Origin of the sequence: Urinicoccus timonensis (assembly GCF_900232945.1) — a bacterium.
In the GTDB taxonomy this organism is placed as follows: Bacteria; Bacillota; Clostridia; order Tissierellales; family Peptoniphilaceae; genus Urinicoccus; species Urinicoccus timonensis.
The window spans coordinates 199,005-213,508 of sequence record NZ_OCTU01000003.1; the positions used below are offsets into that span (position 1 = coordinate 199,005).

General features: G+C 45.3%; 18 protein-coding genes, 1 other RNA gene, 1 pseudogene and 1 other annotated feature. Of the genes and pseudogenes, 16 read left to right on the plus strand and 4 right to left on the minus strand.

What is annotated here, in order from left to right; translation table 11 throughout:
* Positions 1–86 precede the first annotated feature (86 nt).
* A complete protein-coding gene (locus tag CS898_RS06350) occupies positions 87–998 on the minus strand; it encodes an FUSC family protein (protein ID WP_099208514.1) in 912 nt (303 codons plus the stop codon).
* Between the two features lie 128 nt (positions 999–1,126).
* On the opposite strand from CS898_RS06350, the gene hpf reads away from it, so the two are divergent.
* From hpf to CS898_RS06365, 3 genes and pseudogenes are all read left to right on the plus strand, one after another.
* Positions 1,127–1,669, plus strand: coding sequence for a ribosome hibernation-promoting factor, HPF/YfiA family (gene hpf, locus CS898_RS06355; protein ID WP_099208515.1), 543 nt, complete (start codon positions 1,127–1,129; stop codon positions 1,667–1,669).
* 191 nt (positions 1,670–1,860) lie between these two features.
* Positions 1,861–2,160: pseudogene (gene tnpA, locus CS898_RS06360) on the plus strand (IS200/IS605 family transposase); the annotation flags it as partial.
* Between the two features lie 119 nt (positions 2,161–2,279).
* Positions 2,280–2,972: an FtsX-like permease family protein gene (locus CS898_RS06365; RefSeq protein ID WP_234976039.1), complete on the plus strand. Its 693-nt coding sequence runs from the start codon at positions 2,280–2,282 to the stop codon at positions 2,970–2,972.
* Between the two features lie 163 nt (positions 2,973–3,135).
* Here CS898_RS06365 and CS898_RS06370 read toward each other — a convergent pair whose 3' ends face one another.
* On the minus strand, positions 3,136–3,645 hold the full coding sequence (locus CS898_RS06370) for a phosphatase PAP2 family protein (RefSeq protein ID WP_099208516.1): 510 nt from the start codon (positions 3,643–3,645) through the stop codon (positions 3,136–3,138).
* A 135-nt stretch (positions 3,646–3,780) separates the two neighbouring features.
* Positions 3,781–4,143 carry an NlpC/P60 family protein gene (locus tag CS898_RS06375; protein WP_234976040.1) on the minus strand — a complete coding sequence of 121 codons (363 nt, stop codon included), beginning with the start codon at positions 4,141–4,143 and terminating at the stop codon, positions 3,781–3,783.
* Positions 4,144–4,252: 109 nt separating this feature from the next.
* Positions 4,253–4,487: a binding site (T-box leader), on the plus strand.
* Positions 4,488–4,555: 68 nt separating this feature from the next.
* On the opposite strand from CS898_RS06375, the gene brnQ reads away from it, so the two are divergent.
* The 9 genes from brnQ to CS898_RS06420 all read left to right on the plus strand — a co-directional run bounded on the left by brnQ (position 4,556) and on the right by CS898_RS06420 (position 11,147).
* Positions 4,556–5,899: a branched-chain amino acid transport system II carrier protein gene (gene brnQ, locus CS898_RS06380; protein ID WP_099208517.1), complete on the plus strand. Its 1,344-nt coding sequence runs from the start codon at positions 4,556–4,558 to the stop codon at positions 5,897–5,899.
* A gap of 254 nt (positions 5,900–6,153) precedes the next feature.
* Complete coding sequence (obgE, locus tag CS898_RS06385) at positions 6,154–7,419, plus strand: GTPase ObgE (protein ID WP_099208518.1); 1,266 nt, start codon at positions 6,154–6,156, stop codon at positions 7,417–7,419.
* Positions 7,420–7,427: 8 nt separating this feature from the next.
* Positions 7,428–7,715 (plus strand): YhbY family RNA-binding protein, encoded by a 288-nt coding sequence (locus tag CS898_RS06390; RefSeq protein WP_009430172.1) that lies wholly within the window; start codon positions 7,428–7,430, stop codon positions 7,713–7,715.
* Complete coding sequence (gene nadD, locus CS898_RS06395) at positions 7,712–8,326, plus strand: nicotinate-nucleotide adenylyltransferase (RefSeq protein WP_099208519.1); 615 nt, start codon at positions 7,712–7,714, stop codon at positions 8,324–8,326. Before CS898_RS06390 ends, nadD begins: the two co-directional genes overlap by 4 nt.
* The gene (gene yqeK / locus CS898_RS06400) at positions 8,307–8,888 is read left to right on the plus strand and encodes a bis(5'-nucleosyl)-tetraphosphatase (symmetrical) YqeK (RefSeq protein ID WP_099208520.1); all 582 of its coding nucleotides are present in this window, start codon (positions 8,307–8,309) and stop codon (positions 8,886–8,888) included. Before nadD ends, yqeK begins: the two co-directional genes overlap by 20 nt.
* Positions 8,872–9,765, plus strand: a complete 894-nt coding sequence (locus CS898_RS06405; RefSeq protein WP_099208521.1) for an LCP family protein — start codon at positions 8,872–8,874, stop codon at positions 9,763–9,765. Before yqeK ends, CS898_RS06405 begins: the two co-directional genes overlap by 17 nt.
* 71 nt (positions 9,766–9,836) lie before the next feature.
* Positions 9,837–10,187: a ribosome silencing factor gene (rsfS, locus tag CS898_RS06410; protein ID WP_009432079.1), complete on the plus strand. Its 351-nt coding sequence runs from the start codon at positions 9,837–9,839 to the stop codon at positions 10,185–10,187.
* Entirely contained in the window at positions 10,174–10,545 is a 372-nt protein-coding gene (locus CS898_RS06415; RefSeq protein WP_099208522.1) for a RidA family protein, read from the plus strand. Before rsfS ends, CS898_RS06415 begins: the two co-directional genes overlap by 14 nt.
* Positions 10,546–10,547: 2 nt before the next feature.
* Entirely contained in the window at positions 10,548–11,147 is a 600-nt protein-coding gene (locus CS898_RS06420; RefSeq protein WP_099208523.1) for a ComEA family DNA-binding protein, read from the plus strand.
* A 77-nt stretch (positions 11,148–11,224) separates the two neighbouring features.
* Here the strand turns inward: CS898_RS06420 and ssrS are convergent.
* Positions 11,225–11,405: non-coding RNA, 6S RNA (gene ssrS, locus CS898_RS06425), on the minus strand.
* A gap of 172 nt (positions 11,406–11,577) precedes the next feature.
* Between ssrS and pyrB the strand changes: the two genes are divergently transcribed.
* From pyrB to CS898_RS06445, 4 genes are read left to right on the plus strand one after another with little or no spacing between them, the layout of a single operon-like run.
* Positions 11,578–12,501, plus strand: coding sequence for an aspartate carbamoyltransferase (gene pyrB, locus CS898_RS06430; protein WP_099208524.1), 924 nt, complete (start codon positions 11,578–11,580; stop codon positions 12,499–12,501).
* A complete protein-coding gene (locus CS898_RS06435; protein WP_009430279.1) occupies positions 12,494–12,922 on the plus strand; it encodes an aspartate carbamoyltransferase regulatory subunit in 429 nt (142 codons plus the stop codon). Before pyrB ends, CS898_RS06435 begins: the two co-directional genes overlap by 8 nt.
* Positions 12,915–13,607, plus strand: coding sequence for an iron-sulfur cluster-binding protein (locus CS898_RS06440; RefSeq protein ID WP_099208525.1), 693 nt, complete (start codon positions 12,915–12,917; stop codon positions 13,605–13,607). The genes CS898_RS06435 and CS898_RS06440 overlap by 8 nt, the downstream gene beginning before the upstream one ends.
* A complete protein-coding gene (locus CS898_RS06445; RefSeq protein ID WP_099208526.1) occupies positions 13,600–14,499 on the plus strand; it encodes a dihydroorotate dehydrogenase in 900 nt (299 codons plus the stop codon). Before CS898_RS06440 ends, CS898_RS06445 begins: the two co-directional genes overlap by 8 nt.
* Positions 14,500–14,504 lie beyond the last annotated feature (5 nt).

Consider the following 14,504-nt stretch of genomic DNA (forward strand, 5'->3'; position numbering starts at 1 on the left):
AACAGTAGATATTATACCAAGAAGACCAGGGCCTTTCAAGCCCAGAAAATAGAAAAAGACCAGGTTCCCTAGGGCCTGGCCTTTTTTCAAGCTTCCATCTCTGCTTTATGACTTTCCACAAAGTTTTTCAAGCGGGAGACATCCTTTAAAATCACTTCAATATGGTAGTTGTAGACAACCGCTTCCTGCCTTTTCAAGTCCCCCTGGTAGAGGATGGTATAGGAAAAAAGTCGCTCAATGGTTTCCACATTCTTGCCAAAAATGGTCGGCGTAAAGGGCTTGAGTTCCTCTAGAAGCTGAAAACGCAGGTAGATTTCGTTAATCACCTCAATAATAGAATGGGGAATCTGAAAGTCCTTGCCCGAATAAAAGGGAGAGTGCATTTCTTCATCCAACATATTGTAGTAGTTGTTGACCTTGTTAATGGTCGCCTCTAGCTGGGTCAAGTCCGAGGGATAGGGCAAGAGCAGGCAGGACCGGGTCAGGTCGAAAATTTCCTGGTAGGCCTCTTGGACACTTTGGAAAAAATCCTCGTGGACCTTGGGAGCCCGGATCAAGACATTGATCAAAACACTAATGGCAACCCCTAAAAAGGTTCCGATTAAACGGTTGATCCCATAGGTCATGTGGTTGGTCCGGGTGGCAAAAGAAGCCACAAAGACGATACAGGCCAGGGTCGTCATATTCTTCTGTCCCGTCAGCTGGTGGAGGACAATGGTAAAAATCACACCGATACCAGCTAAGATGGGAGTCAGAAAAGGATTGTTCGTTATTTGGGCCAAAAGATAGCCAAAAACCACACCAAAGACACAGGTGAAAAGCCGGCGCTTGACCTGCTCCGAAGTATCCGTAAAGGAAGGCTGCATGGTTGTAATCGAGGCAATGGCTGTAAAAATAGGGGCCTGTAAATTTAAGAGGTGGGAGAGGTAGAGACCAATCACCACCGAAAGGGCTGTTTTAAACGTCCGCATACCAATACGGACCCGCCAAATTTTCATAAGATTAATCACCAAGATAAGTATAGCAAACCTAAGCGGGTCTGACAATTCTTCTAAAAACAAAGTAAAAATTCAGTTAAAAAAAATAAGTTTGGGTATATATGCATTACAAGAGAGGAGTGCTTTATATGAAACTTGAATATTTAGGTAAGAATTTAGAATTAACCGACGCTTTGAAGGAACAGGCTGAAAAAAAATTATCTAAATTAGACCGTTACTTCCAAGAAGAAATTCGGGCCAAGGTGACATTTTCTACCAAAAAAGGACGCCACAAGGTAGAAATTACCGTCTTTTTACCTGGCCACATTCTCCGGGCAGAAGAAAGCACTGATGATATGTACGCATCCATAGATATTGCCGTCCAAGCCTTGGAAAGACAAGTCCGCAAGTATAAGACAAAATTAAAGAAAAGATACCAAAACAATGACAGCATCCGTTTTGAAAACTTTGAACAAGAAAAACCCAAAGCTGATGAAGAAAGTCCCGACGGCCAATTGATCCGGAACAAGGACTTCGACCTAAGACCCATGGCCATTGATGAAGCCATCCTGCAAATGGACCTTTTAAACCACAACTTTTTCGTCTACCTAGATGCAGACCAAGACGAAGTTTGCGTGGTTTATCGGAGAAAAGATGGCAACTACGGCCGGATTATCAGCCATAGACCATAAAAAGATAAAATAGAAAAAGAACCCCGCTCGGGGTTCTTTTTTTGTTGATGACTTTAGTCAGTTGAGCACGCAACGCGTGCGAAACAAAAAACTACCCGCTATGCGGGTAGGAAACAAAAGGTTATACCAAAAAATCACCTCAGTATTATAATAGAGTTGTTCAGACCTAAAATAATGAAGAGGTGATTTAAATGGTTCAAAAGGCAAATTCATTATCACACACAAAATGGATGTGTAAATATCATATTGTCTTTACACCAAAGTATAGACGAAAAATTGTTTTTAATCAATACCGAGACAGTTTGGGAGAAATATTTAGAACATTATGCAAATATAAAGGAGTCGAAATAATAGAAGGACATTTAATGCCAGACCATGTGCATATGCTAGTTAGTATTCCCCCAAAAATATCAGTGTCAAGTTTCATGGGATACTTGAAAGGAAAAAGTGCACTAATGATGTTTGACAAGCATGCAAACCNTTTGATAAAGAAAAATGGCAAACTGGAAATTATGTTATTATAGGCGAAAAAATAAAAAATAATTCTGACTATAAAGCTGGCGATAAAATAAAGATTAATGTCAAAAATAAAGTCAAAGAAGTCCAAGTGATGGGGAAGGTTGAATATAATTTTTCAAATGGTCTTAGATATTTCCCTGTAATTAAGGAAGATATAAACGACGAATCTAGTCCTACTTTAGGCTTGGAATACATTTATATGAATCCGAATGAGTATAAAGAGCTCACAGGAGATAAGAGTATAATGTCCTATGGATTTGATGTAGAAGATAGCGAAAAGGAAAATTTTGATAAGTTATTAAAAACTTTTGAAAATGAGCCAGACTTTTCCTATGATTCAAGGGATCTTCAGATCAAATCTACAATGGAATTCAAAAACCTAATAGAATTTGCTGGTTACAGTCTATCTATAGTATTATTCTTAATTTCTGTACTGAATTTTATTAACGTCATTGCTACTGAAATTTTGAGAAATATGGTTAACTTATCAATTCTTGAAGCAATTGGAATGACAAAGAAAAATATTAAAAAATATTTGGTGAAAAAGAATTTGATCTATTCTTTATGTGGCTTAGTATTTTCTTTCATCATTATGCTTCTTGTAGATAAATATATCTTGATAGGTTTTATGGAACAAACTCAGTGGACTTCCTATAAATTTGTAATCACGCCACTTATACTTGTAAACTTAGTAAATATAATTATTGGGATAATATTTACAGGTAGATTCTATGAAAAGCACAGTCAAAATAGTCTTGTAGATAGAATAAGAAGTTTAGAATAACATTTTTTATGTTAACCACAAATATAAAAGGCTGTGAGTATTGAAACTCATAGCCTTTTATCTTGCCACCTAAAGACTCTCTAAATCAGTTTTTCTAAAATCCCTAATTCAACGAGCCTTTGAGCGGTCCTTTTTTAATGGAAATTTATATTAAAGAATTTTATCAAATTAGGAAAAGAAGGTAGTTGTTAAAGATAAACCGGCTGAGATGGGCCATGGCAATCCCCAAGAGGGAGCCAATGACCACATCGGAGGGATAATGGACAAAGTGGTAGAGGCGGGAAAAGGCAATGAGTCCTGCCAGGACCAGGCAAAAGGTCCCCAGGCCTTGGTTTTGAAAGAAGATGGTGGTGGCAGCTGCAAAGGAGGAGCTGGCGTGGCCGGAGGGGAAGGAAAAGTCTGTGGGATTTTTAATTAAGAGGTCAATCTTGTCAATCCAAGAGGGTCGGCTTCTTTTCAAGAGGGGCTTCAGGGTGAGGTTACAGATTAATCCGTTGACCACCAGGGCCAAAAGGACCCGGTAGCTTAGGCTTTTTTGCCCCTGGATAAAAAAGACTAGGCTAAAGAGGAGCCAGACGATGCCTCCGGTTCCCAGGTGGGTGATAAAGATCATAATCTGGTTCATGGGCTTGCTCCTAAGGCCGGTAAGCCAGTGTAAAAATTTTCGGTCCATGGGATCCTCCAATCTGTTTTTTATTTCTTCTTACTTACTTAAATCATAGTGGAAGGAGGGGATTTTTTCAATAGGGAAGTGGGGCCTAGCCAATAAAAAAACAGGAAGAAGCTAAGGCTTCTTCCTGCTTTTTAATTATCGGGTGGGGACATCGGGGATTTGACCGGTGCCCTTGTTTTGCCGAGTGTTGTAACGGATAAATTCCTTGTTAAAGCGTCGTCCGATGTTCCAGTTCATTTCTCTGGTGTCGCTGATCATGAGGCCGTCTTTCAAGGTGGCGTGGACATAGATGGGGCGGTTGTTGTTCATGCCCATGTAGATGCCTACGTGGTTGTAGCCCAGGTAGAAGTTGGGGCTGTAGTTAAAGATCAGGTCTCCGGGCCAGGCCTTGGAGAAGTCTGCTGGGTAGCGGATACCACCGAATTTTTCTGCGGCTTGGTATTGGACCCGGGTGAGTTCGTAGCCCTTGTGGAGGCGGAGGTTGGCATCCTTCCACAAGGGTCCGGGAAAAGGGCGGGAAAAAAAGAAAAGAAAAATTTTAAAATCCTCTTGACAGGACTGGGAGGAGAGGGTAAGATATTGTTCAATATCACAGTTAAATTTTATAGTAAAAATTTGGAAAAAAAGACTAGCCTTATGGATATTTACAGAGAGTAAGCGGTTGGTGGAAGCTTATAGTGGAAGTCAGGTGAAAATCATTTTTCTTATTGCAGGTCTGAACCAGAGTAAGACTTGTCGCCTTGGTAGGCGTTATCAATACCCGGCATTGATGGATGCTTGAGAGTCTATCGTTTTATCGATAGGAATAAAGGTGGTAACGCGGAATATTTTTCGTCCTTGGTCTAATTTTAGACTGAGGACGTTTTTTTATTACATAAAATTTAATTGCTTGAAGAAAATAGGAGGATTTATGAAAAAGTTAAACAGAAGTGAATTTACCCAAGTCAGTGTGATGTTGTTCGGATTATTTTTTGGGGCAGGAAATTTAATTTTTCCACCTCTTTTGGGTAACCAGGCGGGAGACCAAACCTGGGTGGCCTTGGCAAGTTTTGCCATAACAGCTGTTTTATTCCCGGTTTTAGGAGCTATCTTAGTAGGCAAGACCGATGGCTTGTCCAACCTGTCCAACCGGGTGGGGGCTCTTTTCTCCATCCTCTTTACCACGGCCATCTACCTGTCCATAGGACCTGGCCTTGGGATTCCTCGGGCTGGCAGCGTGCCCTTTGAATTGGCCATTGCCCCCTTGCTTCCTGAAACTACCAGTTTGGGCTTGGCCCGCCTGGTCTATACTCTTTGCTTTTTCGGCCTGGCCCTGTGGATTTGTCTGAAACCCACTAAGCTGGTTAAGAGGGTGGGTAAGTATTTGACCCCAACCCTCTTGGTCATGATTTTAGTCCTTTTTGTCCGCTTTATCTTCCTAAGTCCCCAAACGGCTCCGGCCCTGGGGGACTATCAAACATCTCCCTTGACCAAGGGCTTCTTGTCAGGTTATGAAACTATGGATGCCGTGGCTGCCTTGAACTTCGGCTTTGTTGTCACCCTGGCCATCAAGGGCTTTGGCGTTACAGACAAGGAAGAAAGAACTCGTTATACCGTCAAGGCCGGTCTGGTTGCTGGAAGTCTTTTATTGGTCGTTTATGCCATGTTGAGTTATATCGGCATGGTGACTTCTGGTCTCTTTCCAGGAGCGGAAAATGGTGCTCAAGTTTTAAGCCAGGCTGTCCAATTGGTCTTTGGCCAAGGAGGCCTCTATCTTTTAGCTGCCATCTTTACCCTGGCCTGCCTCACCACTTGTGTGGGTCTAATCACCAGTGGGGGAGAATACTTCCATGTTCTCTTTAAGAAAAAACTCTCCTACCGGAGCTGGGTCTTGATCTGGACTTTCTTTTCCTTTGTCATGGCCAATTTTGGCTTAAATACCCTCTTGGCCTTTTCCGTTCCCCTCTTGACCATAATCTATCCTGTGGCCTTGGTTTTAATCGTCATGGGGATGACCCAAAGATTTTTCGGCTACAGCAAGCTAGCTTACGGTTTTGGAGCCTTCTTCTCCCTGGCCCTTCCCTTGGTGGAAGTGCTGAATAAGACATTTAAGCTGTCTCTACCATTTTTAACCGACCTGGTAAAGTCTCTTCCCCTTTATGAAGAAGGACTTTCTTGGGTTCTTCCCAGTCTTTTAGCTGTGACCCTGGTTAGTCTTTTGGGAAAGGTCTATGAAAAGTACCAAGAAAGAGGCCAAGTGGGCCAAGAAATTTAAGACTCGAAAGGACCGGATCTTACCGGTCCTTTTCTCTTATATTAGAAGAAAAAGCTTGAAATTTTAGGGAACTTTTTATAAAATGGGTGTATACAATTATTCCTTGTTTGATGTGAGCCAGAGGGTGGACAAGAGAGTCTGCCTAAACCTGGCCTTTTTTCTTGCAGAATTCTTAGACAAAACTTAGACGCAAGATAAGCATTCTTTAAGGGACCTATGTTATAATTGAGAAAATAGAAAGAGAGGTGGAAATCTTGTTTATCGATGTTGCACATATTAAGGTCATTGCCGGCAAGGGCGGCGACGGAGCCGTGGCTTGGCGCAGAGAAAAATATGAACCGGCAGGAGGACCTGCTGGTGGCGACGGAGGAAACGGGGGAAGTGTCATTTTACAAACCGATACAGGCTTACACACCCTTATGGACTTTCGCTATCAAAAAGAATACCGGGCCCAAAATGGTGAAAATGGCCGGAATAAAAAGCAGTTTGGAAAAGATGGAGAAGACATCATTTTAAAGGTTCCCGTGGGAACCCTGATTAAGGATGAAAAAACCGGCCATGTCATTGCTGATTTAAATGAGGCTGGTAAGACCTATATTATTGCCCAAGGAGGCCGGGGAGGCCGGGGCAATGCCAAGTTTACCACATCTACCAGACAGGCGCCTTCCTTTGCCCAAGCTGGATCTATGGGGGAAGAAAGGGAAATTTGCCTGGAGCTGAAAGTTCTAGCCGATGTGGGCTTGATTGGTTTTCCCAATGTGGGTAAGTCTACCCTCCTATCTGTGGTTTCTGCAGCAAGACCCAAGATTGCCAACTACCACTTTACCACCCTCCAACCCAACCTGGGTGTGGTTTCCATGGGCCAAGGCCAGTCTTTTGTGGTGGCAGATATTCCTGGTTTAATTGAGGGAGCCAGCCAGGGCGTGGGCCTGGGCCATGACTTTTTACGTCACATTGAACGGACCAGGATTTTGGTCCATGTCTTGGACATGAGTGGCCAAGAGGGCCGGGACCCTCTGGATGACTATGTAAAAATCAATGAAGAGCTGGTGGACTACCATGAAAAGTTGGCCCAAAAGCCCCAATTGGTTTTTGCCAACAAGATGGACCTACCTGGAAGCCAGGAAAACCTGGACCGTTTTAAGGCCAAGTACCCGGACCTGAAAGTCTTTGCCGGGTCGGCAGCCACTACTAAGGATTTGACTCAACTTCTCTATGGGATCCAAGAGGCCCTAAAGGACCTGCCCTATGAAAGCCTGACCTTTGACCAAGAATATGTGGAAGAAGAAAAAGAAAGGGCTCCGGGAATTGAAGTCAAGAAGGAAAATGGACGTTTTGTAGTCCAAGGACCCTATATCGACAAGCTCTTACGGTCCACCTACTTTGACGACCGGGAATCCTTGAGGTACTTCCAAGAAAACCTTCGGAAAAACGGAGTGGTAGACAAGCTGAGAGACCTGGGAATCCAAGAGGGAGAATCCGTCTTTATCAACGACTACGAATTTGAATTTTTTGAATAGGAGGATCCATGAAAGGAAAACAGAGATCGTATTTAAAGGGCCTGGCCAATGGCTTAAAAGCCAAGATGCAAGTGGGCAAGGGGGGCTTGAGTCCAGAGTTTTACAGCCAACTGGAAGTGCTCTTGGAAAATGAAGAATTGGTAAAAATCAATGTCTTGAAGAATGCTCCAGTCCAAGCCCGGGAAATCCAAGAGGAAATTTTAGCCCAAACTGGGGCGGAATTTGTCAGCCAACTGGGTAACAAGTTGGTTATCTACCGGCCCTCTTCTGAAAACCCCACCATTATCTTGCCATGACCAAGCGCTATGGAATTATGGGTGGGTCCTTTGACCCCATCCACATGGGCCACCTCATGATGAGTGAGTATGTCCGAGTGGAACTGGATTTGGATGAAATCATCTTTATCCCTACGGGAAACCCACCCCACAAGCAAAAGGGACTTTTAGATGCCAAAGACCGCCTGGAGATGGTGGAGATGGCCATTAAGGACAACCCCCACTTTTCTGTGTCGGATATAGAAATCAAACGAAAGGGCATCAGCTATTCTGTGGATACCATTTTGGCCTTAAAGGAAGCCTACCCCCAGGATGACTTTTACTTCCTAATTGGTTTGGATATTTTACCCGACCTAAGGGGCTGGCGGCGTTTTGATGAACTGGCCAAGGAGGTAGAATTTGCCCTGGCCATTCGTCCAGGTTTTGACAGCATGAACAAGGAAAAAATGGTTTGGGAAATCAATACCTTGAAAGAGCAATTTCAAGCGGAAATTATTGTGGTAGAAACGCCCCTATACGAGATTTCTTCTACGGACATCCGCAGGAGGGTCCGGGAGGGCAAGTCTATCCGCTACCTGGTCAAGGAAGAAATTAGACAGAGGATTCAAGAAAATGGATATTACAAGGGATAAAGAAGAAATCCAGGACCGGATTGGCAAAAAACGTATGGCCCATGTTCTTAGGGTGGCAGACTATGCCAAGGACCTGGCAGTCCAATACGGTCAGGACCCGGAAAAAGCCTACATTGCTGGCTTTTACCACGATTGTATGAAGATCAAGGACCTGGACCTTTTAAAGAAAGCGGCCCGGGACCTAGGCCTGGAATGGACGGAAGAATTTAACCAGGCCCCCCAGCTGGTCCATGGATTTTTAGGGGCCCTGGCAGCGGAAAAAATTTATGGAATCCGGGACCGGGATATCTTAAATGCCATTGCCTACCATACGACAGGAAGGGCCGGCATGACTGATTTGGAAAAGATAATCTACCTGGCCGACTATGCCGAACCCATGAGGAACTTCGACGGTGTAGACCAGGCTCGAAAAGAAATAAAGGAAGATTTAGACCAAGCTATGTACCAAGCGTTAAACCGAACAATCCAATACTTAATTAAAGAAAACAGCTATATTACTCTTAAGAGCCTAGAAGCGAGAAATGATTTTTTAAAGAAGGTGACCCATGGGAAAATTTATTAAAGCCTTTCTCCTAACTCTGGTGGTTTTGGTCCTGGCCTCCCTGGTTGGGGTCTTTTATGTCGGGGCCTCGGTCCACCACCAAGACCCCCTGGACTTGGTGACAGATTTAACCACTAACCGTAGAGACAGCCTAGACTTTTTACTGATTGGGGTGGATTCCAAGGATAGGAGTCAGGGCAATCCCCGGTCAGATGTTATGATGTTGGTCCACCTAAACAAGACCAACAAGTCCATCTCCCTGATCTCCATCCCCCGGGATACCCGGACCAAGATTGAAGGCAGAAAGCACAAGGAAAAAATCAACCATGCCTTTGCCTATGGGGGACCGGACCTATCCCTCAAGACGGTCAACCAACTTTTGGGAACCCAAATCCCCTACTATATGGTGATTGACTATGAATTTGTCAAGGACATGGTAGATACCATGGGGGGAGTCCAAGTGGATATTCCCATGGAAATGAACTATGAGGATACCACAGTGGGCAATTCTTTGATTATCCACTTTAAACCCGGCCTCCAAACCCTAAACGGGGAGGACGCAGTGAAGTTTTTACGCTTCCGGAAGGGCTACAAGAATGCCGACCTGGGTCGGGTCCAAGCCCAACAACAATTTATTGGCGCCTTTTTAAGGGAATTGAAAAAGCCAGAACAATGGGTCAAGGCCCCAGTTTTCTTGGCAAAATACCAAGACAATGCCGATTCCACCATTCCCTTATCGGCCCTGATTCAAATGAGCCCCATCCTGGCCCAAATGGGAGAGGACGGCCTACAATCGGCTACCCTGCCTGGTAGTCCCCGGATGATAGACCACCTATCCTACTTTATCCTGGATGAAGACCAGGCCAGAAATCTTTTGGCCGCACAAGGAATCTTATAGGCACCCTGAAAAGGGTGTCTTTTCCTTTATAAAAAAGAAAAACTTTAGTATAATAAATGAAGGAGGTAACTATGGCAAACTTACAAGAACAAATTCAAGCAATCACCCAGGCTTGCCAAGATAAAAAGGCAAGCGATATCGATGTTTTACCTGTTGGAAAGATGACGTCCTTGACAGAATACTTTGTCTTGGCCAGTGGGAATTCCACAGCCCAAGTGGATGCCATTGCCGATGCCGTTATTGAAAAGATGGAAGACTTAGGGATTGAACCCAGCCACCGTCAAGGGCAAAGAGAAGCCCGTTGGATTGTCCTGGACTTTGGCGATGTCATTGTCCATATCTTCCACCGGGAAGAAAGAGACTACTATGGTCTGGAAAGACTCTGGAAAAAAGACCAGGAGGACGACCATGAAGAAGATTGAAACTACAAAAGCCCCGGGAGCCATTGGGCCCTATAGCCAAGCCATCCTTGGGGGAAATTTGATTTTTGTTTCCGGTCAACTTCCCCTAGATCCTGAGACGGGAGACTTGAAGCTAGATATCCAGGAAGCCACCAAGCAGAGCCTGGAAAACATCAAGGCCATCCTAGAAGAAGCAGGGTCCGGCCTGGACAAGGTGGTAAAGACCACCATCTTCATAACGAATATGAAGGACTTTCCCTTGGTCAATGAAGTTTATGGGTCCTATTTTACAGACCACAAACCGGCCCGGTCCTGTGTGGAAGTCATGAGCCTGCCCAAGGGAGCCAATGTGGAAATTGAAGCCATTGCCCTGGGATAGATATGTGGAACAAGCCCTTTAGCCCAAGAGAAAAGAAACTAGCGGTCTTTTTGGCCCTGGTTCTCTTTCTTTTGGGTTTTTATGCAAAAAATTCCCGTCAGGCCCCCAAGCCCCAGGAGGACTTTGACCCAGCCCAGGCCTTGGAAGTGGACACCAGCCAGGACCAGCCTATAGAAAAAACAGCCAATGGGACCTATGTCCATATTACAGGAGCTGTAAAAAAGCCGGGGCTCTATGAATTTTCAGAACCCGTCCGGGTAGTGGATGTGGTTAATACAGCCGGGGGCTTTACCGACCAGGCCGACCCCGACCAGCTCAACCTGGCTGCCAGGGTCCAAGACGAGGCTAGGATCCATGTTCCCAGCAAGGGTGAAGTTAGCGACCAAGCCCAGGGCCAATCCCTAGACCAGGGAAAGATAAACATCAACACTGCCAGCCTGGAAGACCTGCAAAAAATTCCAGGTGTGGGAGAAAAAACTGCCCAAAGGATCCTGGACCAAAGGCAAGAATCCCCCTATCAAAAGATTGAAGACTTGAAAAACCTACCGGGGATTGGAGAAAAAAAGTTTGAAGAAATGAAGGACTATGTGTCTGTATTTTAAAAAAGACAGAAAAAAACCAGGAGGCCCATTGATCCTCCTGGTTTTTCTTAGGACAAGGTCCTAAGCTTTTGTCTTATGTAAACTCCACAATGCCGTTTCTTCATTTAATTCAGACCCGCCCTGTTGCTAAGGTGGGTATCTTACTAACTATCTTTAACGTCCCCTCAAGGGGGCTTGCTATCAACAGTTAAACACAGATTCCCGTGTCTGATTTGTCGGTTGAATTAACATGAAGTCCATCGAACATCGTAGAGCTTTCTTTACAGATATTATACAATGATTTGTTGAAAATAGCAAGGAAGCAGGAGAAGACTTGGGCCACTAAAGAGTAAAAATAAGTCAATGAAAAATCTCAATCATGTCTTGACTTTAGGGGCTGGATAGATTAAAATAGTTTAGAAAAAGTTGAGGAATAAAACAGGAGGACAAAATGACTCGTCAATCCAATTTTATTAGACCGTCGGACTGGTCTACAACTGAATATAAAGAAGCATTTCGACTAGCAGATCTTATTTTACAAAAGCCGGAGGAGTTTTCCCATTCTTGTGAAGGTAAGGTCTTAGCTAGTCTTTTTTTTGAGCCATCTACTCGGACCCGCCTATCCTTTGAGGCCGCCTTTAATCGTTTAGGGGGTCGAGTTATTGGTTTTTCTGACCAAGGCAATACATCAACAGCAAAGGGAGAAAGTCTTGCGGATACCTTACGTATTATTGAAGGTTATGCGGATTTAATTGTTATGCGGCACTTTTTGGAAGGAGCCGCTTTTTTAGGGAGCCAGGTCCTGACTCGGGTCCCCATTATCAATGCAGGAGATGGGTCCCACCAACACCCTACCCAAACTCTGACAGACCTCTATACCCTCCACCGCTATGGAAAATTAAATAAAAAGTTGACCATTGGCCTTTGTGGGGACTTGAAGTTTGGCCGGACGGTCCACTCCTTAATTGAGGCCTTGGAGCTTTTCGGAGGCTGTGACTATGTCTGTATCGCCCCAGAAGACCTGGCCCTACCGGACTATGTCAAGGAAAAAATCCAAAAGGGTCATGTGACCTATGTGGAAGACCTGTCCCAGGTTATGGGGGACCTGGATGTCCTCTATATGACCCGGGTCCAAAAGGAACGTTTTGTCTCTGAAAGAGAGTATGAGCGGCTCAAGGACTTCTATATCCTGGACCAAGAAAAAATGTCCCTGGCCAAGGAGGACATGATTGTCATGCACCCCCTCCCCAGGGTCATGGAAATTGAAAAGTCCCTGGATCCGGACCCAAGAATGGTCTACTTTAACCAGGCCCACCTGGGTATGTATGTAAGAATGGCGCTGATGATGATCTTGTTGGGGGTTGCCAATGATTAATGTATCTAAGATTCGCAGGGGAATCGTCATTGACCACATCAAGGCCGGGGAAGGAATTAAACTCTACCATGGCCTGGAATTGGAAAATGTTCAAGGAGTGGTGGTTCTAATGACGGGAATTCCCAGTAGTAAGATGGGGAAAAAAGACCTGATTAAGATTGAAACGGACTTTGACTTAAACATGGACCTGGTGGGTCTTATGGCTCCCTCGGGCACTGTCAACATCATTGAAAATGGCCAGGTGGCCAACAAGGAAAAAATCTGCCTGCCTAAACATATTCGGGGGGTTTTAACCTGCAAAAACCCGGCCTGTGTCAGCAACCACCAAGATGTGGAAGAAATGTTCGACCTGGAAGGGGAGGACCCGGTAAGATATCGTTGTTGCTATTGTGATCAAGTAATGGAGTTGCATCATGGCTAAAATAATTCGTCAAGATCAAATTAATGAATCCACCTATGTCCTTTGGTTGGAGGAAAAATCTGTCCCCAAGCCCGGGCAATTTTACATGGTCTATCCCAAGGATGGGGCCAAGCTTTTGGGCCGGCCCATTAGCGTTTTCGACTACCATGAAGGTCAGCTGGGTCTCCTCTATGAAGTTGTGGGGGGAGGAACGGAAGAATTTTCCAAGCTGGAGGCTGGAGAGGACCTGAGGATCCTGGGGCCCTATGGCCGGGGCTTTACCCCCTATCCAGACAAGAAGGTGGCCTGTATTGCAGGTGGAGTGGGGCTGGCTCCCTTTATCTACCTGAGTCGCTTTCTCAAGGGGAACACTAGGGTCTACTTTGGAACCAGGAATGGTCAGGGCTTTGCTGACTACTTAAAGGACTATCCCCTGGATTTGAAAATCCAAGAGGGAGGCTATATTACAGATGCTGTGGACTTCCAAGCCTATGACCAGTTTTACACCTGTGGCCCCCGGGTCATGATGAATGTGGTCTTGGACCGCTGCCGCCAGGAGGGCAAGGACTTGGAGTTGTCCCTGGAAGAGAGGATGGGTTGCGGCTTTGGAGCCTGCCTGGCCTGTACTTGCCAGGGAAAAGAAGGCCGGAAGAAGGTCTGTCTGGATGGACCGGTATTTGCAAAAGAGGAGTTGGACCATGCTTGAGACAAGGATTGGTAAGCTAAAATTAAAAAATCCCCTGATTATGGCTTCAGGGACCTATGGCTACGGAGAAGAGTACCGGAGGTTTTATGACCCATCTATAGTAGGGGCCATTTCTTCCAAGGGCTTGACCTATGCCGGCAAGGATGGAAACTCCGGCATCCGGATTTGGGAAACGCCTTCGGGAATTTTAAACTCCATTGGCCTGGAAAACCCCGGCATTGAGCATTTTTGCCAGGAAGAGTACCAAGAGATGCGGAGCCTGGATACAGGCCTGATTGTCAACCTGGGTGGGAACAGCCGGGATGACTATTTAAGAGGGGCAGAAAGGTTAAACGACCTGGATATTGACCTTATTGAATTAAATATCTCCTGTCCCAATGTCAAGGAAGGGGGCCTGCTCTTTGGTCTCAAGTGCGACTCGGCAGCCTCCATTACCAGGGAGGTGGTGGACCTGTCTCGCCACCCTGTCATGGTGAAGTTGTCTCCCAATGGGGACCCGGTGGCAGACCTGGCCCAAAGTGTCCAAGAGGCTGGGGCAGATGCCGTAAGTCTTATTAACACGGTCCAGGGCATGGCTGTGGACATTGCCCATCGCAAGCCTGTCTTTGACAATGTCTATGCTGGTCTGTCAGGCCCCTGTATTTTTCCTCTGGCCTTGAGGATGGTCCATCAGGTGGCCAAGGCGGTGGACATTCCTGTAGTGGGCCTGGGGGGCATTGCCTCGGCAGAAGATGTCCTGGCCATGCTCATGGTGGGAGCATCTGCTGTTCAAATTGGGACCATGAACTTCCATGATCCCTTCCTGGTGCCTAAAATTCTTCAAGACCTGGAGGCCTATTGTCACGAAAACCACCTAGAAAATATATCGGAAATAATAGCTTGTATAAAGTGAGGGGA